Annotated in this window: 16 protein-coding genes; 13 read left to right on the forward strand and 3 right to left on the reverse strand. The window is 64.2% G+C overall.

Annotated elements, in window-relative coordinates; translation table 11 throughout:
* Positions 1–5: 5 nt before the first annotated feature.
* From ACVIHF_RS09010 to ACVIHF_RS09045, 8 genes are all read left to right on the forward strand, one after another.
* Entirely contained in the window at positions 6–1,001 is a 996-nt protein-coding gene (locus tag ACVIHF_RS09010) for an acetamidase/formamidase family protein (protein WP_057015930.1), read from the forward strand.
* 58 nt (positions 1,002–1,059) lie between these two features.
* Positions 1,060–2,274 (forward strand): urea ABC transporter substrate-binding protein, encoded by a 1,215-nt coding sequence (locus tag ACVIHF_RS09015; protein ID WP_092080051.1) that lies wholly within the window; start codon positions 1,060–1,062, stop codon positions 2,272–2,274.
* A gap of 93 nt (positions 2,275–2,367) precedes the next feature.
* Positions 2,368–3,234 carry an ABC transporter permease subunit gene (locus ACVIHF_RS09020; RefSeq protein WP_253609376.1) on the forward strand — a complete coding sequence of 289 codons (867 nt, stop codon included), beginning with the start codon at positions 2,368–2,370 and terminating at the stop codon, positions 3,232–3,234.
* 13 nt (positions 3,235–3,247) lie between these two features.
* Entirely contained in the window at positions 3,248–4,321 is a 1,074-nt protein-coding gene (locus ACVIHF_RS09025) for a branched-chain amino acid ABC transporter permease (RefSeq protein WP_057015931.1), read from the forward strand.
* A 3-nt stretch (positions 4,322–4,324) separates the two neighbouring features.
* Positions 4,325–5,044, forward strand: coding sequence for an ATP-binding cassette domain-containing protein (locus ACVIHF_RS09030; RefSeq protein ID WP_456780999.1), 720 nt, complete (start codon positions 4,325–4,327; stop codon positions 5,042–5,044).
* Positions 5,034–5,744: an ABC transporter ATP-binding protein gene (locus tag ACVIHF_RS09035; RefSeq protein ID WP_016845725.1), complete on the forward strand. Its 711-nt coding sequence runs from the start codon at positions 5,034–5,036 to the stop codon at positions 5,742–5,744. The genes ACVIHF_RS09030 and ACVIHF_RS09035 overlap by 11 nt, the downstream gene beginning before the upstream one ends.
* A gap of 63 nt (positions 5,745–5,807) precedes the next feature.
* On the forward strand, positions 5,808–6,569 hold the full coding sequence (locus ACVIHF_RS09040; RefSeq protein ID WP_225647396.1) for an SDR family NAD(P)-dependent oxidoreductase: 762 nt from the start codon (positions 5,808–5,810) through the stop codon (positions 6,567–6,569).
* Positions 6,570–6,655: 86 nt separating this feature from the next.
* Positions 6,656–8,059, forward strand: coding sequence for an amidase (locus ACVIHF_RS09045; protein ID WP_456791912.1), 1,404 nt, complete (start codon positions 6,656–6,658; stop codon positions 8,057–8,059).
* A gap of 5 nt (positions 8,060–8,064) precedes the next feature.
* Here the strand turns inward: ACVIHF_RS09045 and ACVIHF_RS09050 are convergent, their stop codons facing one another.
* Positions 8,065–9,654 carry an ABC transporter substrate-binding protein gene (locus ACVIHF_RS09050; RefSeq protein WP_456791913.1) on the reverse strand — a complete coding sequence of 530 codons (1,590 nt, stop codon included), beginning with the start codon at positions 9,652–9,654 and terminating at the stop codon, positions 8,065–8,067.
* 22 nt (positions 9,655–9,676) lie between these two features.
* Positions 9,677–10,879 (reverse strand): serine hydrolase domain-containing protein, encoded by a 1,203-nt coding sequence (locus ACVIHF_RS09055; protein WP_456791914.1) that lies wholly within the window; start codon positions 10,877–10,879, stop codon positions 9,677–9,679.
* A gap of 234 nt (positions 10,880–11,113) precedes the next feature.
* Between ACVIHF_RS09055 and ACVIHF_RS09060 the strand changes: the two genes are divergently transcribed.
* Both ACVIHF_RS09060 and ACVIHF_RS09065 read left to right on the forward strand, forming a co-directional pair.
* Positions 11,114–11,788, forward strand: coding sequence for a response regulator transcription factor (locus ACVIHF_RS09060; protein ID WP_456791915.1), 675 nt, complete (start codon positions 11,114–11,116; stop codon positions 11,786–11,788).
* Between the two features lie 379 nt (positions 11,789–12,167).
* The gene (locus ACVIHF_RS09065) at positions 12,168–13,412 is read left to right on the forward strand and encodes an IS4 family transposase (protein WP_456781775.1); all 1,245 of its coding nucleotides are present in this window, start codon (positions 12,168–12,170) and stop codon (positions 13,410–13,412) included.
* A gap of 803 nt (positions 13,413–14,215) precedes the next feature.
* Here ACVIHF_RS09065 and ACVIHF_RS09070 read toward each other — a convergent pair.
* The gene (locus ACVIHF_RS09070; protein ID WP_456791916.1) at positions 14,216–15,145 is read right to left on the reverse strand and encodes a D-alanyl-D-alanine carboxypeptidase family protein; all 930 of its coding nucleotides are present in this window, start codon (positions 15,143–15,145) and stop codon (positions 14,216–14,218) included.
* Positions 15,146–15,649: 504 nt separating this feature from the next.
* Between ACVIHF_RS09070 and ACVIHF_RS09075 the strand changes: the two genes are divergently transcribed.
* The 3 genes from ACVIHF_RS09075 (at position 15,650) to ACVIHF_RS09085 (ending at position 20,389) form a co-directional block, all read left to right on the forward strand.
* Entirely contained in the window at positions 15,650–17,227 is a 1,578-nt protein-coding gene (locus ACVIHF_RS09075) for a gamma-glutamyltransferase family protein (protein ID WP_456791918.1), read from the forward strand.
* A 406-nt stretch (positions 17,228–17,633) separates the two neighbouring features.
* The gene (locus tag ACVIHF_RS09080) at positions 17,634–19,301 is read left to right on the forward strand and encodes an amidohydrolase (protein WP_456791919.1); all 1,668 of its coding nucleotides are present in this window, start codon (positions 17,634–17,636) and stop codon (positions 19,299–19,301) included.
* On the forward strand, positions 19,298–20,389 hold the full coding sequence (locus ACVIHF_RS09085; protein WP_456791920.1) for a CobW family GTP-binding protein: 1,092 nt from the start codon (positions 19,298–19,300) through the stop codon (positions 20,387–20,389). The genes ACVIHF_RS09080 and ACVIHF_RS09085 overlap by 4 nt, the downstream gene beginning before the upstream one ends.
* Positions 20,390–20,415 lie beyond the last annotated feature (26 nt).

The raw sequence follows: 20,415 nt of genomic DNA on the forward strand, positions 1-20,415 counted from the left end.
ACCGCATGACCGAGGATTGGTTGAAGAGTTCCATCATGGCCAAGCGCGCCCTTGCCAAGGGCGCGACCGGCACGACCCATAGCCTGACGATCGAGCAGCAGGGCGGCTTCCATTACGTCTATGGGCCCTATGCCAAGCCGACCCTTTCGATCGACCCAGGTGGGGTCGTCGTTGTCGAAACCGAAGACGCCTTCGGCGGCGTGCTCACCAGCGAAAGCGACAGCCCTACGGCGAAGCTGAACTTCCCCTATCTGAACCCGCAATGCGGACCGATCGCGGTCAAAGGCGCCAAGAAGGGCGATTGCCTCGCCGTCTATATCCGCGACGTCGAGACCCGCGGCGCGCAGCCGGCCGGAACGACCTGCATCATTCCGGAGTTCGGCGGCCTGGTCGGGACCGCATCCACGGCGCTGCTCAATCCGCCGCTGCCGGAACGCGTCAGGAAGCTGCATGTCGACCGCAACGGCGTGCGCTGGAACGACAAGATCACGCTGCCCTATGAACCGTTCATCGGCACGATCGGCGTCTCGCCAGAGATCGAGGCGATCTCCTCGCTGCAGCCCGATTATCACGGCGGCAACATGGACCTGCCCGACGTCGCACCGGGCGCGATTATCTATCTGCCGGTGCATGCCGAAGGCGGGCTGCTCTATGTCGGCGACTGCCACGCGACGCAGGGCGATGGCGAGCTCTCGGGCGTCGCGCTCGAGCAGCGCGCGACGGTGACGCTGCAGATCGATCTGATCAAGAACTGGAGCTTCGCCTGGCCGCGGCTCGAGACGCGCGACTTCATCATGACGATCGGCAGCGCGCGCCCGCTCGAGGACGCGGCGCGCATCGCCTATCGCGAGCTCGTGCGCTGGATGAGCGCCGATTACGGCTTCGACGAGATCGACGCCTACATGCTGCTCAGCCAGGCCGGCCGCATGCGGCTCGGCAACATGGTCGATCCCAAATACACGATGGGGGCGTCGATCCTGAAGAATTACCTCAAGGCGTGACTTCAAACATCCTTCAACGACAGAGGACATCGCGATGTATTCGGGGCGTATAGTCGGAATGGCTTTGCTTGGTGCAATGCTCGGGACCGCGGCAATAGGTGTCGCCCAGGCGGCGGAGCCGCCGCTGAAGGTCGGCTTGCTGGAGGACGTCTCCGGCGATCTCGCCTTCATGGGCATGCCGAAGCTGCACGGCTCGCAGCTCGCGGTCGAGGAGATCAACAAGAGCGGCGGCATTCTCGGCCGGCAGATCGAGTTGATCCATCTCGATCCCCAGGGTGACAATGCCCGCTATCAGGAGTTCGGCCGACGGCTGCTCAATCGCGACAAGGTCGACGTGCTGATCGGCGGCATCACCTCGGCATCGCGCGAGGCGCTGCGTCCGATCGTCGATCGCACCACCACGCCGTACTTCTATACGAACCAGTATGAAGGCGGTGTCTGCGACGCCAGCATGATCAGCATGGGCGCGGTGCCGGAGCAGCAGTTCTCGACCCTGATCCCCTGGATGGTCCAGAAGTTCGGCAAGAAGGTCTATGTCATCGCAGCCGACTACAATTTCGGCCAGATCTCCGCGGAATGGAACCGCAAGATCATGAAGGACCTCGGCGGCGAGGTCGTGGGCGAGGAATTCATCCCGCTCGGCGTGTCGCAGTTCGCGCAGACGATCCAGAACATCCAGAAGGCGAAGCCGGACTGGTTGTTGACGATCAATGTCGGCGCCGCCCAGGACTCGTTCTTCGAGCAGGCGGCCGCGGCCAACCTCAACCTGCCGATGGGCTCTTCGATCAAGATCATGCTCGGCTTCGAGCACAAGCGGTTCAAGCCGCCGGCGCTCAACAACATGCATGCGACCGCGAACTGGTTCGAGGAGATCGATACCCCCGAAGCCAATGACTTCAAGAAGCGCTGGCACGCAAAATTCCCCGATGAGCTTTACATCAACGACATGGGCTACAACGCCTATAACGCGCTCTACATGTACAAGGCGCTGGTCGAGAAGGCGAAGTCGACCAAGCTCGAGGACATGCGAAAGGTGATCGCAACGGGTGATGCCTGCATCGAGGCTCCCGAGGGCAAGGTCTGCATCGACCCGAAGAGCCAGCATACGTCGCACCGCATGCGCCTGATCTCGGTCGGGCCCAAGCATGAGGTGACGGTGGAGAAGGACTACGGGACGATCCAGCCATACTGGCTCGGCGAGATCGGCTGCGACCTCACCAAGAAGAACGACAAGGATCAGTACACGCCGAGTCATCTTCCCAGCAAGTCGTGATGCGCGCAGGCACGAATCTTGCTCGTGTTTGCATCGCGGCTTTGAAGCAAGCCGGCGCCGCAATGATGCGGCGCCGCGATCAGGGAGACCGGAATGTCGGCTGAACTCTTCTCGGTATTCTATCAGTTCGCCGATGTCTTCGCGTTCCTCATCCTGTCGGCGGCGGGCCTGGCCATCGTGTTTGGCATGATGGGCGTCATCAACATGGCGCATGGCGAGTTCATCATGTGCGGCGCCTACGTCACCGTGGGGCTCGTGAATCTCGGCGTGCCGCTTCCGATCGCGCAGATCCTGGCCGCGCTGACGGCGGGGATCATCGGCATGATCGTCGAGTACCTCGTCGTGCGGCGCTTCTACAAGCGACCGCTCGACTCGCTGCTCGCGACCTGGGGCCTCAGTCTGATCGTGACGCAGTCGATGCTGCTGATCGTCGGCTCCGCGGTGCGCGGTATTGGCACGCCGGAAGGAAGCTTCGCGATCGGGGGCTATACGTTTTCGACCTACCGGCTGGTGCTGTTTGCCTGTGCGGTAGCGGTCCTTGCGGGCCTCTACGTCATCTTCATGAAGACGCGCTTTGGCGTGATCGCCCGCGCCACGATGCAGAATGCGGCGATGGCCAAGGCGCTCGGCGCGCGCACCGGGCGGATCTATTCCATCAGCTTCGGTATCGGCACCGCGCTCGCGGGGCTCTGCGGCGCGCTCTACGCGCCGACCATGACGCTGATCCCGACCATGGGCGCGACCTTTGTGGTCGAGAGCTTCGTCACCGTGGTGATCGGCGGCGCCAATGTCCTGCTCGGAACCGCGCCGGCCGCGGTGTTCCTGGCGATGATCCGAATGGCATTGAATGCCAGCTACGGGCAGATCATCGGCCAGATCGGCATGCTGTTTGCTGTCATCCTGATCATACGTGTGCTGCCCGAGGGACTATCCAGCGTGCTGGTTCGTCGTGGGCGCTAGACGGGAATTTCTGATGTTGAAGCTGCTCGAGGGCCCGCAGACGCTCGGACGCGGGAAGATCTTCTGGTCCTGTTTCCTCGCCGTGCTGGCGGGGGCGCTGATCTATCCGCTGTTCGCCGATTCCTATGACGTCGGCAATTTCGCCTACTTCCTGATCTGGATATTCATGGCGCTCGGTCTCTGCCTGATGTGGGGATACGGCGGCATGCTGTCGTTCGGCCAGACCTTCTTCTTTGGCATCGCCGGCTACGGCTATGGCGTGCTCGCCATCAATATGGGCGGGGGAACGACCACGATCGCCGCGCTGGTTCTCTCCGTGGTCATCGCGATGATCGCGGCCGGGATCCTCGGTTACTTCATGATCTGGGGCGGCATCAGCGGGATTTTCTTCGGCATCGTGACGTTGTCGGCGACGCTAGTGCTTGCCTTCTTCCTCGGGCAGACCGCGGGACCCGAATGGCATATCGGTCCGGCCCGGCTGAACGGCTTCAACGGCATGAAGGGAATGGACCCGCTCACGGTCGGCGACTTCGACATCGAGGGCTCGGCGCTCTATTACGTCATGATCGCGCTGATCGTCATCGTCTACATCGCGCTACGCATGCTGGTGAACTCGAGCGTCGGCAACGTGATCGTGGCGACGCGGGAAAATCCGCAGCGCGCCGAGATGCTCGGCTATGATGTCCGCAAGTATCAGCTTTTGACCTTCGTGATCGGCAGCGGCCTCGCAGGGTTGAGCGGCGCACTGTACACGTCGTGGGGGCAGTTCATCACGCCATCCAGCATCGGCCTGCCGGCGGCGGCGATGCCGATCGTGTGGGTGGCGTTCTCCGGACGCAACGATCTGACCGCGACCTTGGTCGGATCGTTCCTGCTGCTGTTCGGCTTTCAGACCATCACGGTCTACAGCCAGCAAGCGGCGCTGGTGCTGATGGGCGTGCTGCTGCTCGCCACCGTGATGCTGGCGCCGCAGGGCTTCGTGCTCGGCATCGGCAAGCTCGTCGTCGATTGGTGGACCAGGCGTCGGCGCCGCGACGAAGCCCCCGCGCTGGCCGATACCGCCCGCCTGCAATCGGATGAGACCTGAATCATGGCGTTAGTCGACGTAAAAGGCGTATCGAAACGTTTCGGCGGATTGACCGCCGTCTCCGATGTCGACCTGACGGTCAATGCCGGCGAGGTCCACTGCTTGATCGGGCCCAACGGGGCCGGGAAGAGCACGCTGTTCAAATTGATCGTCGGGCTCTATCCGCCGACCACGGGCAGCATCTTCTTCGACTCGATCGATATCACCGTCGAGCGGCCCTACGCGCGGGTGCAGCGCGGCATGAGCATCAAGATGCAGGCGCCGAGCGTGTTCAAGGAGCTGCCGGTGCGGCAGAACATCCAGATCGCGCTGCAGGAACGCATTTCGGGCGCGGAATGCCGTGCTGAAGAGGAGCGGCTGCTCGCATTGCTCAACCTGGCTGACGATAGCGGCAAGCTCGCCGGTGCGCTGTCGCACGGCCAGCAGCAATGGCTGGAGATCGGGATGGCGCTGGCGCTGCAGCCGCAGCTGCTGCTGCTGGACGAGCCGACCGCCGGCATGTCGCCGGAAGAGACTTTCAAGACCGGCGAGCTGATCAAGTCGTTCAATGCCGAGGGCATGACCGTCCTGGTCGTCGAGCACGACATGGCGTTCGTGCGTCAGGTTGCCCAGCGCGTTACCGTTCTGCATCTTGGCAAGATCTTCGCGCGCGGCAGCTTGGAGGCGATTTTGGAAGACGAGAAGGTCGCAGAAATCTATCTGGGTAAGACTCATGCCCACTGATCGCATTCTGGAGGTGTCGGGGCTTTGGGCGGGCTACGGCGCGACGCCGATCCTGCAAGGCGTCAGCATGTCGGTGTCGCGCGGCGAGATCGTCGGCGTGATCGGCCGCAACGGCGTCGGCAAGTCGACCCTGATGCGGTGCCTGATCGGTCTGCTGCAGACCTGGCGCGGCACCATCAGCTTCATGGATCAGGATGTCACGCAGCTCGAGGCCGATGCGCGGGCGCGCGCCGGCTTCGGCTACATCCCGCAGGGCCGCGACGTGTTTCCGCAAATGAGCGTCGAGGAGAATTTGCAGGTCGGCGAGTTGATCGGCGGGCCCGAAGGCAAGAAGCTGCCCGAGCTCGTCTACGAGTATTTTCCACGCCTGAGGGAGCGCCGGCGCCAGATCGCGGGCACCATGTCGGGCGGCGAGCAGCAGCAGCTTGCGATCGGCCGCGCGCTGATCGGCAATCCGGCGCTGATGATCCTCGACGAGCCGTCGGAGGGCATCCAGCCGTCGATCGTGCAGCATATTTGCGAGGCGCTGAAATCGTTCCGAGCGGAGCTCGGGACCACGATCGTGTTCGTGGAGCAGAATCTCGACACCATCCTGGAGATCGCGCAGCGCTGCTACATCATGGAGAAGGGCAAGATCACGCGATCGCTGGCCGGTGAGGAGGTCAACGCGGACAACGTTCGCGCGCAGCTGTTGCTGTGATCGACCGCGCGATGCGGTGAAGATCAGTGCGTTGCATAATTGATAATAATGGAGGGAATGGACATGGATCTCGGACTCAAGGGAGCAAAGGTTCTCGTTACCGGCAGCACCAAGGGCATCGGCAGGGCGATCGCCGACACGTTCGCCGCCGAGGGCGCCAATGTCGGCATCTGTGCGCGCAACCAGGGCGACGTCGACGCTGCGGTCACAGCGCTCAAGGCCAAGGGCGTTTCGGCGTTCGGTAGTGCCGTCGACGTCTCAAACGGGCCGGCCCTGAAGGCCTGGGTCGCCGACATGGCGTCCAAGCTCGGCGGCATCGATGTCGTGGTCGCCAATGTCAGCGCGCTGTCGATCGGGCAGGACGAGGAGAGCTGGGAGAAGGAATTCTCCACCGACATGATGGGGACGGTGCGCCTCGTCAACGCGGCGATGCCGTATCTGGAGAAGAGCGGCGCCGCCGCGATCGTCACCATCTCGAGCGTGTCGGGACGCGAGGTCGATTTTGCCAGCGGTCCCTACGGTACGTTCAAGGCGGCGATCATCCACTACACGCAGGGCCTTGCCTACCAGCTCGCGGCCAAGGGCATCCGGGCCAATTCGGTATCACCGGGCAACACCTACTTCGAGGGTGGTGTCTGGAACATGATCAAGGACGGCAATCCCGAACTGTACAAGACAGCACTGGCGCTCAACCCGACCGGCCGCATGGGCACGCCGCAGGAGATGGCGAACGCCGCTGTGTTCCTGGCGAGCAAAGCGGCGAGCTTCATCACCGGGACCAACCTCGTGGTGGACGGCGCGTTGACGCGCGGCGTCCAGTTCTAGGCGGGGCGCGCCGTCAGCAGAGCCGCGAGATCGCCGCCCGCGGCGGCGGTCCGGACAGGCATATTCCGATAACAGCAGGGCGTCAGATGTCAGCGGATTCATTGCACTACAAATCCATCATCGAAGTCTCCGAGCTCATTCGCCGCAAGGAGGCGAAGCCGTCGGAGGTGACCGAGGCAATGCTGGGCCGGATTGCGAAGCTGGATGGACAGTTTCACGGCTATGCGCTGGTCCTTGCGGAGCGGGCGATGGCCCAGGCCAAGCAGTATGATGCGGAGATCGCCAAGGGTGTCTGGCGCGGCCCGCTGCATGGCGTTCCGATCGGGCTGAAGGACCTCTGCTACACCTCGTTTGCGCCGACCGCGGGCGGCACGACGATCCACGCCAAGTTCGTGCCGTCCTTCAATGCCACGATCGTGGACCGGCTCGAAGTCGCCGGTGCGGTGACGCTCGGCAAGCTGAAGATGACGGAGGGGGCCTATACCAGCCATCATCCGGCCGTTCAGGCCCCGCTCAATCCCTGGAATGTGAACTACTGGGTTGGCTCGTCGTCGACCGGATCGGGCGTCGCGACCTCGGCGGGGCTCTGCTACGGTTCTATCGGCAGCGACACCGGCGGCTCGATCCGCTTTCCGTCGGCGACCTGCGGGTTGACCGGGATCAAGCCGACCTGGGGGCGGGTCAGCCGCTACGGCGTCTTCCCGCTGGCCGACTCGCTCGATCACGTCGGGCCGATGTGCCGGAGCGCTGCGGATGCCGCGGCGATGCTCGGCGTCATCGCGGGCGCTGATATCAACGACCCGACCGCTTTGCGGGCTCCGGTGCCGAACTATCTCGCTGGAGCGGGCGACGGCATCAGGGGCCTCAGGATCGGTGTTGACCGCAGGTACACCCAGGAGGGCATCGATCGGCAAGTCGTCGCTGCGCTGGTGCAAGCCGAGCGCACGCTCGCCGATCTCGGCGCCGACATCCGCGAGGTGCATGTCCCGCCTTACCAGAAGCTCGTCAGCCAGTGGATTGCGATGTGCTCGGTCGAGACGGCTGAGGCGCATCTGGACACCTACCCGTCGCGGAAGTCGGAATACGGACCCGACCTCGCGCAGCTGATCGAGCAGGGCAGGGCGACGAGCGGCGTCGACATCGCGGCCATCCATCATGAACGGCAGAAGTTCAGCGGCAGCCTCGTCGCCATGTTCGAGGATATCGACCTGCTACTGATCCCGACGATGCCGGTGCCGATCCCGACGCTCACCAAGATGAGCGAATACGGTGCCGACCCCAATGTCCTCCTGAGCATTCTGCGCTTCACGGCGGTGTTCGATTTCTCGGGCAGCCCGACCATTACCTTGCCGATGGGCATGGCCTCGGACCAGATGCCGCTCAGTATGCAACTGGTCGGCCCGCATCTGTCCGAGGACGTGCTGGTCCGCGCCGGCGCCGCGTTCCAGTCGGCGACGGATTGGCACACGCGGCGGCCGCCGATCGAATAGGGGCCTCAACCGGTCTTGTCGACGTTCCAGAACAGCGGCACCGGCGCGCGGACGATGTCCTTCAGCGCCTTGCGCGTCGCGGCCGGCTGATTGTACTGCCCGGTCGGGACGTGGGTGACCACCTCGTAGGCGCGTGCCTGGATCTTGTCGGCCAGCGCCTTCTGGTCCGGCGGCGCCGCGGTGCGGGCAAAGCTGTCGCGCAGCCGCTCGAGCTCGGTATCCTCGACCCAGCCGAAGAAGCCGCCGTTCTTGCCCTTGCCGTTGACGCAGGCGTTGCCGATCGGATTGACGAGGTCGGCGCTGGCCCAGGTCGAATGGTAGAGCGACCAGCCGCCCTCGGCCGGCATCGACTGCTTGGCGCGCCGCGCCACCACCGAACCCCAATCCATCGCGAGCAGGTTGACGTTCATGCCGATCGAACGCAGCGCCTCGGCGGTGACCGTGCCGAGCGCGGTGATGATCGGGGCGTCGGTCGCGTGCAGGATCGTGATCGGCTCGCCCTTGTAGCCGCCCTGCTTGAGCAGCTCCCTGGCTTTCGCGGTGTCCGCCTTGGTCGACCATCCGACCGCGCTTTCGAACGGCGTGCCGGCGACGAAGATCGCCGGCGTGATCTTGTAGTAATCGGGATTGCCGATCTGGGTGTCGAGCCAGTCCTTCTGGTTCACCGCGTGCAGCACGGCCTGGCGGATCTCCGGCCGGTCGAACGGCGGCACCAGCCAGTTCATCCGGCACATGCCGGAGAAGCCGAGCGTGTTGTAATCGGTCAGCTCGACATTGGAGGCGCGCGCGAGCATCGGATGATGGTCGTGCGGCGGCACCTCGAAGTAGTCGATTTCGTCGTTCATCAGCGCGTTGGTCGCGATCTGGAAGTCCGGCACGCTGATCCATTCATAGCGGCCGATCTTGACGACCTTGCCGCCGCCGGTGCCGTCGGATGGTTCGTAGCGGGAAACGTAGTCCGGGTTCTTCTCATAGGCGGCCTTGACGCCGGGCTGGAATTCCGCCGTCACGAAGCGGAACGGTCCGGAGCCGAGGTGATCTGATATGGCCTGGTCGGCGGGCGTCGCGGCGATCCGCGCCGGCACGATGAAGGGCACGTTGGCGGTCGGCTTGCCGAGCGCCGCCAGAACGAAGCCGCACGGCTCCTTCAGCACCATGCGAAAGGTGCGCTCGTCGATCGCCTTCAGTTCGGCGACGAATTCGAACAGTTTCTGGCCCATCGTGTCGCGCCTGGCCCAGCGCTGCAGCGAGGGGATCACGTCGGCCGATGTCACTGCGCTGCCGTCATGGAATTTGAGGCCAGGCCGCAGGCGGAAGGTGTAGGTCAGGCCGTCGGCGGAGACCTCCCAGGCCTCGACCATCTGCGGCTTGATCTCGAATTTCGAATTGGTCGAGAACAGCGTGTCGTAGATCATGTAGCCGTGGTTGCGCGCGGTCCACGCCGTCGTCATGATCGGGTCGGTGGCGCGCAGCGGCGCGTGCATGACGGCCGTGATCGTCTTCGAACTGGCTCGCGCGATGCGCGGCATCGCAATGCCGAGGCTTGCTCCCGCGCTGATCTGCAACAGACGGCGCCGGTTGATCGATGGTCCCATGGTGTCCCCCTGTCGCAATCGGTCAGCTCTTGCCGGCAAGCCTGGCCGCGATCGCGCGATAGCCGCGCATCCACATGTGATCGAGATCGAGATCCATCGGCAGCGGCTGGGATGAGACGCGTGCGATCACGGTCTCATTGGCCGGATCGATGTAGATCCACTGGCCATGGATGCCGACCGCGGCAAACGGCGTTTCGCGTCGATCGAGCGTGTACCACTTGTTGCGGTAATTGCCGTTTGGAAACACTTTCGTCAGGTCGCCGCGCGACCAGGCCTCGGCATTGCCGTTCTGCCTGATGTCGTCGATCCACCAGCCGGGGACGACCTGTCGTCCGTTGCTGATGCCGTGATTGCGCATCATCTCGCCGAAGCGGGTGAGATCGCGCAGTGTCGCGCAGATGCCGCCGGCGAAGCGGCCTGCGCCGCGTGAATCGACGGTGATGTAGGCGTCGTGCTCGGCGCCCATCGGCTGCCACAGATAGTGCGAGAGGATTTTTGCGTAGGACACGCCGCAGGCGCGCTCATAGACCCAGCCGAGCACATCGGTGTTGGTCGAGACGTAGTGGAAGGTCTCTCCATGCGGTGCGCCGTTCGGCCGCAGCGTGCACAGATAGTCGCGCAGATTGCTCGGCGGAATCGCCGGATCCGGCAGCTCCCAGCCGGTCGAGCGCCGGTAGTTCATGACGTCGCCGTCGCGCGCCATGTAATCCTCGTCGAAGCGGATGCCGACGCTCATGTCGAGCAGATGCCGTACCGTGCAGCCGCCGCCATAGACCGAGCCTTCCATCTCCGGGATGTAGCGCGTCACCGGCGCGTCGGGGTCGAGCTTGCCGTGATCGGCGAGGATGCCGCCGAGCGTTCCGGCGACCGACTTGCTGACGGAGAAGATCAGGTGCGGGGCATCGGGCGTGAGGCCATGGGCATACCATTCGAACGCGACCTGTCCGCGATGCGACACGACGATGCCGTCGGTGTGGCTGGCGCGCAGCGCCTCGCCGACGCCGACCGTCTCGCCGCGCGGGTTGGCGAAGCTGACGTCGTCGAGATAGCGCGGCGCAAAGGACAGCGGCGCCGGCGCCGCGGCGCGCGCGATGTTCGCGGTGGGTAGCAATTCACGGACATTGCGGAATGCCCACTCGTTGAAGGGATGCTGACGCCAGTTGGCGAGCGTGACCTGTTGGTCGGCCGCCGACGGGAAGGCGGCCATGATGCGACGCGAATTCATTCTTGATCCAGCAATGACATCGGATGATGTACGAAAGTTCCGCATGGCTCGCGTCGCTCGCAATCAACCGGATGGTGGAGGGGGCCGTTGGGTTACTTCGGCGTAACCGTTTCCCCGGACGTGCGCTTCGTGCGTTTGGCCCGCAATTTGCTTGACTATGGCTCGCGCGTGCCCCAGCGTGACGGTCGCGCGACGCGCAGACGTTCGCCATCGGGAAACATCGGGAGGTAGGTCATGATCGCGCTTCTGGGCCGACCGGATCCGGCAACCACGCAGGCCATTCAGTTCGCGCGCGGCATTCTCGAGGGGTCGGCGACCGCGTTCTACGAGGTCGACGGCAATTTGACCCTCAACCGCTTCGTGCTCAGCAGCAACGTGCCGCCGAGTTTCCACGACCGGTATCTTGCCGGCATGAACCGGCTCGATCCGTTGCATCCGCGCTCGGCGAGCAACCGGCCGATTGCGCGGCTGAGCACAGCGCTCGACCAATGCGCGACCCAGGAGGCGGCGACCTACCGCGCCTTCGCCGGCCAATGCGGCGTCGCCGACATGATCGAGTTCTTCTTCCGCCGCAACGACCGCATCGTCGCCGGAATGAGCGTGCTGTGGGCGCCGGGCTGCGCGATCCCCGACGGCAGCATGCATATTGCGGAGAAAATCCACGACTATCTCGAGTTCAACCTGACCAGCCGCCTGTCGTCGAATGCCGACGAGCCGGCGCGCTTTGGCTTGACCTCGCGCGAGATGGAAGTCGTTGAGCTGTTGTGCTGCGGCCGAACCAACCGCGAGATCGGCGAGTGCCTGAACATCGGTCTCGCGACGGTGAAGACGCATCTGATCCATATCTTCGAAAAGCTCGGCGTCGAGACCCGCTCCGCCGTCGTGGCGATGATGTCGCGGCCGCATTGAGGCGCGGGCTGTCGACTACGGTCCGCGGCTCTTTCAGTACGTCGTCCCTGCGAAAGCAGGGACCCATACTCCGCGGCGGATGTTGTGAACGGGATTCGTCACTCCAGCGCCGTGAAACATAAACATCGGTGGTTATGGGTCCCTGCTTTCGTACTAGCGTGTCTACACGGTTTTGGGGCGCGACAGATTGACTCGGTGCAGCAAGAAGTGGCGTCTCTGCAGCATGTTGTATGATTCTCTCACTGGCGCTTTGATTCGAAGGAGCGCCAGCGATGCAGCCGGATTTGTCTTTGGGTGAGTTCGGGGACGTTCGTCTCGACAAAAGGGGGCGACGCTTCTGCGGGCTATGCTTTGCACGCGCAGCGTCTGCTTGCGCCAGATGGCCCGGGGCGATTGGGCTGCCAATATGGCGTTCTGGCGGTTTGTGAACAACCCCCAAGTCACGATCGATAAATTGATTGAGGGCTGGAGCGCGCAGACGCGGACTGCGGTCAGCGGGCGTCATGTGCTGGCGATCCAGGATACGAGCGAGGTCAAGTTCCAGACCCAGGCGGGACGGCGGCGCGGGCTGGGCAAAGTCGGCAAGGGCAATGCTCGCGGCGTGCTGTTGCATGCGATGATGGCGGTGGATGCCGACAGCGGGGTCTGTCTTGGCCTTACTGGCGGCAACGTTTGGACGCGCAAAGGCAAGGTAAAAATCCCGCATGAGCGGCGCGCCTTGGCCGACAAGGAGTCGGCGCGCTGGGTGACGGCCGCCGAGCAAGGCCGCGACGTCCTGGCAGATGCCCGCATGATCACCGTCGTCAACGACCGTGAGGGGGATTTCTTTGCTCACTGGGCGCTGACGCCAGCTGAGAATGTCCATCTTCTGTCGCGTGCCATGCACGACCATGCGCTGGTCGATGGCGACACACTTTATCAGGCGGTCGAGCGGAGCCGCTTCTGCGACAACGCGGTGATCGATCTGCCGCAGCGAATGGATCGGCGCGGCCGGCAGGCCCATCTCTCGATGCGCTTCGGAACCGTCGTGCTCAAGCGGCCGCAGAGGCCCGGCGTCACCGACTTGGCGGAGGGCATCAAACTCAGCTTCGTAGAAGTGGTCGAGTTGCATCCGCCGAGAGGTGCGGAGCCCATTCGCTGGCTGCTCCTGACCACTCATCCGGTCGCCACCGTTAAAGACGCCTGGCAGATCGTCTCCTGGTACCGCCAGCGCTGGATCATTGAGCAACTCTTTCGCTCGCTGAAGAGCCAGGGTTTGCGCATCGAGGATAGTCAGATCGAGAGCGCCGAAGGCCTGATCAAGCTCGTGGCGGTCGCCACCAGAGCGGCATGTATCGTCATTCAACTCGTTCAGGCCCGCAACAGTGGCGAAGAATTGCCGGCTGAATTTGTCTTCACCGCAGAAGAGATCGAGACGCTCAGGGCCATCAACAAAACCATGAAAGGTCGCACCGAGCTTCAGAAAAACCACCATCGCCCCAACACTCTTGCTTGGGCGGCATGGATCATCGCAAAACTCGGCGGATGGACCGGCTACGCCTCCCACCGTCAACCTGGACCAATCACCTTCCACACCGGAATGGCCCGCTTCCAAATCCTCGCAAATGGCCCGACAAACGTGTAGATGCACTAGGTGCTTTCGTAGGGACGACGATGAGGATCGTTCTCGTGCGAGACAACGCACTGTCATTGCGCTCCCATCTTCGGTATCATCACCCGCGCACGCGCATGCGAGTGATCCAGTATTTCAGAGATGCCTGTGCTTGAATCGAGAGGCCGCGGCGTACTGGATCGCCCGGTCCCGTCTTCGCCAAGGCTTCAACGAGGCCATGCATCCTTGGCGCGCCGAAGCTTTAGCGGAGGCGGCGAGCCGGGCAATGACAGTGCGGATGCGACACACGATCGTCGTCCTGGCGAAAGCCAGGACCCATAACCACAGCATTTGATCATGAACGGGATCGTGGCCCCAGCGTCGCGCAACAATTGCGATCCGGGGCAATGGGTCCTGGCTTTCGCCAGGACGACATTGAGTGTGTGGCGCGGTCTGTGAGTCACACATCCGGAATTGGGCGGGACCGTCGCTCCGTGGGCCGAAGCGGCGATCCCTGATCGCGCGAGGTGCATGGTCGGGTGTGGGCAAAATGTCGGCCAATCCGCACGACTGGGGACATGATAGATCGACAAGCGCACGCGGCAATTGCCATTCTGGACTAGCCCCGAGTGACAGATTCAGCGGCAAGCATGCTCCACAGCGCAGAAGTAGTAGCGCGGCGCAGCAATCGCGGTTCCTGGTAGATGAGAGTCCGAAGAGAGGCATAACGTCATGGGTGGAGGCTGGCCGCTACGGCCTCCGAAGCCGCCGTCAGCCCCAGCTCACCCCCTGAGCTGGGGCGCCGGAGCGCACGAAGCGCAGGAGGGGTAGGCCAATCAGAGGCGCGAGCTGACTTTCGTCGTCGCGGCCTTCGACGCTGCTTTTGACTTTGCGCGCGGCGTCACGCCATGTCTGGACGATGCTGCAATTCGGGTATGACGCTTGCCGGCCAGCTTTGTGTGCCTTGATACCGTACGATGAGCAGCATACTCCCGACCATCGACCGGTGCGAGATGCGCTGGGTCTCCATTCAAGTATGGACGTCCAACTCCGAACTGCTTTTCGTGCTCGTCGATCCATTTCCATAATCGCTTGGTCTCGGTTGCACACTCCTCCTTGCTCCCGCCATTCATGCTGACGACGTCTGCGGCGAGCCCGTGACCATAGCCCCCACGCGCGCTGCCACCGTGATAGGACTTGTCATTTGCGGCCTTCAGCCCGCTTGCAATCGATTGGCGGTAATCATCGCGGAATCCGCTTGTGATCCCGGGTGCCAGTCCGGCCTGCTCCGCTGCATGGAGCATATAGAACAGCTTTTGCTTGAAGGCTCGATCCATCCCTCCGATCACGTAATCCATCAGGGGCATCCCGGCTTTGTCCGCGGCTTTGGGGTCCTTCCATCCGAAGTCATTTTCGACCCGCTTCGGGATGCTGCGTGTGACGGTGATCAGTTTGCGCTTCCGTTTGATGATCACGTCCTTTTTTTCGTACACGACGATCCAGTCGGTCTTCGGCGCTCGCGCGTAGAGCGCGCCAAGGAACCGGTCGATGCACGCCTCGGCAACAAAGCATTCGTCCAGGACCAAGACTGTATCGACATTGTCCGGAGTGGCCTTGAGCGGGTCGGTAACGTTGGCGGTTTGAGAGGCCTGCTCAGCTTGCTTCTCGCTTGGCGTCGTCGGCAAAGCCTCGGGCGACGCTCGGTCCGCATCCGGCAAGACACTCCCGTTGGCATCGGATTGAGCCGACGGTTCGGATGCCGTCACCTGCCGGCTCGACTCCTCATTGGGCGACGCCGCACGCACGTCGTGAACGACGGCGCAGCATGACAGTGAAACCAGAGACGAGGCAATGCGTAACCAACCAGCCCCGCAACCGAACCGACTTCGCCTGGCGCCATGAAACTCTCTGAGAGATGACATCGGCATTGGCAATCGACATGAGCTAAATTGATCATGGCAGCGTGCCATCGCGCTCCGGGCTTGGCAACCAGTTACCCACCACAGAATTGCCGCCGAGCACGCAACTATTCAGATAGGCCGAAAGAATTCCTTACGTGCAGGTTTGACAGGTGTTGCCGGGTTGCCCGCCGGATCAATCCGCCGCGTCCGAGACGCGTCTGGCGGGACAACCCTCGTCCGTGTTCACCGATCCACCGTTAGGTGGATTGCTGCCTGCCCGGTGGCCAAACGAGAGTCCTCCGCGAGGACCGGTGTCGTTTTCGACAATGTTGGCGAGCGGCGGCCGCTCACAACATTGAAGGAAACGACATGCGCGATTTCATGGCCATCGGCCGTTCGGTGGCGGTTGCGGAGCGCGGCATGGCCGCGACCTCGCACCCGCAGGCGACGCTGGCCGCGGTCGAGATGCTGAAGGCCGGCGGCAACGCCGTCGATGCCGCGGTGGCGGCGGTCGCGGTGCAGGGCGTCGTCGAGCCACAGATGACCGGGATCGGCGGCGACTGCTTCGCGCTGTATTCGCCTGACGCCGGCGAGCCGATCGCGCTGAACGGCTCGGGCCGCACGCCGACCGCAACCGATGCCGAGAAATTTGCCGCAAGCGACGCGCGCGACATTCCGCCGACCGCGCCCGAGGCCGTCACCGTGCCCGGCGCGATCGATGCGTGGTGCCGGCTGGTCGCCGATCATGGCAGCAGGTCGCTGGAGGAGATCTTCCGGCCGGCGATCGCGGCTGCCGAGCGGGGCTTTTGCGTGACGCCGCGCGTCGCGGAGGACTGGCGCCGCTTCCGGGCCCGGATCGAGATCGACGGCAATGCGGCGGCGCAGTTCCTGCCCGGCGGCAAGGCGCCTGAGGTCGGCGACATCCGTACGCAACCCGCGCTCGGCCGCACCCTTCGCCGGATCGCGCAGCACGGGCGCGACGCGTTCTACGCGGGCGAGGCTGCCGACGAGATGGTGGCCATCTTGCGTGCCCTGGGCGGCGCCCATAGCACCGATGATTTCGCCGCCCAGACCTCCGACTATGTGCGGCCGATCTCGGCGCGCTACCTCGACCATGACGTGGTCGAGTGTCCGCCGAACGGGCAGGGCCTGGCCGCGCTGATGATCCTGCGGACGCTTGCAGGCTTCGATGTCGGCAAGCTCGGAGAGGCCGATCGCATCCATCTGCTGGCCGAAGCCACCAAAGCGGCCTACCGCGCGCGCGACGCCTTCTTTTGCGATCCCGCCACCAGCAAGGTCGATCCGGCCGCATTCCTTGCCGACGACTATATCGGGAGAATCCGTGGAAAAATCGACATGCGCCGCGCATCCGCGCCCGCGACCTGGGACGATATCGAGCATCGCGACACCGTCTATGTCACGGTGGTCGACCGCGATCTCAACGCCGTCTCGCTGATCAACTCGCTGTTCTATCCGTTCGGCAGCGGCATCTACGCGCCGAAATCGGGCATCCTGCTGCACAACCGCGGCTGGAGCTTTCGCGCCAGGCCCGGACATCCCAATTCGCTCGCGCCGCGCAAGCGGCCGATGCATACGATCATTCCGGGCCTGCTGCGCAAGGACGGCAAGACCGTGATGTCGTTCGGCGTGATGGGCGGGCACTACCAGGCCGCGGGCCACGCCAATCTGCTGTCGAACATCTTCGACATGAAGATGAACATCCAGGCCGCGGCCGAGGCGCCGCGCTCCTTTGCCTTCGACGGCGCGCTGTCGCTGGAGACGACCATTTCTCCCGGGATACGCGACGACCTTCGCGCCCGCGGCCACGATGCGCGGTTCTCGGAGGAGCCGATCGGCGGCTGCCAGGCGATCCGCATCGACCATGCGAGGGGCGTTCTGTTCGGTGCCTCCGATCACCGCAAGGACGGCCTCGCGCTGGGGTTTTGAGGGGCGATGAGGCTATATCGACTAACGGCCGCAACGGAACTGCGCTACCTCGCCCCGTTCTTACGGGGAGAGGGTTGGGGTGAGGGGCTGTCTCCGCGTATCCGGCGATAGTGCGTTAGCGGAGGCTCCCCCTCACCCGGAACGCATCTACGATGCGTTCCGACCTCTCCGGGCGAGGTGAAGCGGGGCCTGCCGCACGATTTGAAATGAAGTCACCGCGCTCTAGGCGCCGCGCCGCCCGCATTGCGGGGACGCGGCGGAGCATCCACCGGACGGTGGATTGTTCCAAATGCCGACATGCCGAACGTTTGGCCATCATGCCGGCGTCGTGCGCGGTTCGGCCTTGTGCACCGCACGGTGAGAGGCTGATCGCTCCAGGCTTTCCCAATCGAGAAGTTTGATCCGTATGAACAGGACATTCGCCGACACGGTCTTCCGCAACGGCCGGATCTACACGTCGAACCGCGGGCAACCTTGGGCAAGCTGCGCAGCCGTCAAGGCCGGCCGGTTCATCGCGGTGGGCAAGGAACGCGACGTCGCGGCGCTCATCGGCGAGGGGACGGCGACCGTCGATCTCGGTGGACGGATGGCGATGCCGGGGATCGTCGACATTCACAATCACATCATGATGGGCGGACAGGCCGATCTCTACGAGCTGCGCTTCTCCAACGCCGACAGCATTCCAAGGATCGCCGAGACCCTGCACAAGGCCGCATCGGCGGCGGCGCCCGGCGCCTGGATCGTCGGCGGGCAGTTCGGCAACAATCTCTTGAACGAGATGAACACCGCGGAGTCCTGCGCGCTGCTCGACGCGGCCTGCCTCGGCCATCCCGTGGTGCTGCGCGACGACACCTATCATAACCGCTGGGCGAGCTCGGCGGCGCTCCGGCTCGCCGGCGTTGCGGCCGACACGGCTGATCCGACCGACGGCGAGATCGGCCGCGACCTCAAGACCGGAACGCTGACCGGGATCATGATCGAGGCCGCCTCCGGCCTGGTCGAGCGGGCGCTCGCGGCCTCCGGTCACTACACGGCCGAGATGGACCGCGCGGCGGTGGCGCGCTCGATCTCGGTGCTGAACGCCTATGGCGTCACCGCCTTCATCGACGCCGCCAGCATGCAGCCGATCATGGCGGCGTTGAAGGGGCTCGACGATCGCGGCGAGCTCACCGCCTGGGCGGTGTGCGCGATGCCGGTGGTCGAGCCGGGTTTCATGTTCGGCAAGGCCGGCGAGGAGCTGTTCGCGCTGCGCGAGGATTACCGCGGCGCGCATGTGAAGCCCGATTATGTGAAGGTGTTCCTCGACGGCGTGCCGGGCGCCAAGACCGCGGCCTTCCACGAGCCGTATGTGGCCGACCCGGTGCGCGGCTGCTGCTTCCGCGGCGCGACCATGCTGACCGTACCAGACCTGATCCGTTGGCTCGGGCGCTGCGAGAAGCTCGGCCTTGCCGCGAAGATCCATTGCGCGGGGGACGCCGCGGTGACGCAGGCGCTCGACGCCATCGACGTCGTGCGCAGCTTCAACGGCCCGACCCATCTGATCCATCAGATCGCGCATGCGAGCTATATCGCGCCCGACGACGTCAAGCGCTTCGCCGAGCTCGGCGTCGCCGCCGACCTGTCGCCGATCATCTGGTATCCGACCGTCTTCCTCGAAGCGCACAAGGCCGCGATGGGCGAGGAGCGCGCGCAGCGCTTCTGGCCGAACAAGGATTTGAAGGAAGCCGGTGCACTGATGGCCGGCGGCTCGGACTGGCCGGTGATCCCGATCCCCGATCCCTGGCAGGGCATCGAGGGCATGGTGACGCGGCAGAATCCGACCGGAGATTTTCCTGGCAAGTCGCTGTGGGCGGAGCAGGCGCTCGACCTCAAAACCGTGATCGACATCTACACCATCGACGCCGCGCGCTCGGCCGGGCTCGGCCAGTCGATCGGCTCGATCGAGGTCGGCAAATCCGCCGATTTGATCGTGCTCGACCAGATGATCTTCGACATCCCGCCGGATCAACTGGCCGATACGCGGGTCGAGATGACCTTCTTCGAGGGCCGCAAGGTCTACGAGCGGGGCGCATGATGGCAACCGTGGATCAGATCCCGGTCACGGTGCTGACCGGTTTCCTCGGCAGCGGCAAGACCACGGTGCTGAACCATTTGTTGCGCCAGCCCGAGCTCAATGGCGTCGTCGCCATCATCAACGAGTTCGGCGAGGTGGCGCTGGATCACCTTTTGGTCGAGAGCAGCGAAGACCGCCTGGCGCTGCTCGACAATGGCTGCATCTGCTGCTCGGTGCGCGAGGACCTGATCGAGACGTTGGCCGATCTTGCTTCGCGATGTGCGGCAGGAACGATCCCGCCATTCCACCGGGTGCTGGTCGAGACCACCGGGCTCGCCGATCCCGTGCCCGTGCTGCACACGCTGATGACGGCGCCCGATGTCCTCAGTCGCTACCGGATCGACGGCGTGGTCGCGACCGTCGATGCGGTTAATGGTGCGCGCACCCTTGCGGCCCATGGCGAGGCCGTCAGGCAGATCGCAGTCGCCGACCGGCTGCTCGTGACCAAGACCGACCTGGCCGCCGAGGACGCACTGGCGCGGCTTGATGCGCAGCTTGCGGCGATCAATCCGGTCGCGACGCGCACGAAAGTGCGGAACGGAATCGTCGATCCGGCGAAGGTCCTCGATGCCGGGCTGTTCGATCCGGCGGCGCGCTCCGCCGATGTCGTGCGCTGGTTCGATCTGGCAGCGCAGGCGGCGAACACGCCGCACCATCACGGGGATCACCATTGCGACGGCGAGGCGTGCAGCCACCACAGTCACCACGCGCACGACACCGGCGTATCGTCCTACAGCCTGATCATCGACGAGCCGATCCAGCGGGAGGCGTTCGCGCGCTGGCTCGATTATGTCGCGGCGCTTAGAGGCGAGGACCTGCTGCGCTTCAAGGCGATCGTGCATGTCGCCGAGCAGCCCGATGCGCCCATGGTGGTGCACGGCGTGCAGCACGTGTTCCATCCGCCGATCGCGCTGCAGGGCTGGCCGTCGGCGGACCGGCGCTCGCGGCTCGTCTTCATCGTGCGCGGCATCCCGCGCCAGATCATCGAAAACACCTTGTGCAAATTCGCCGCGGTGAGCCGTGCGGCGATCCAGCGATCGGCGGCGTGAGCCGCGGTCAGGCATTTTCATCATTG

It is taken from the genome of Bradyrhizobium sp. USDA 4506 (assembly GCF_054058795.1).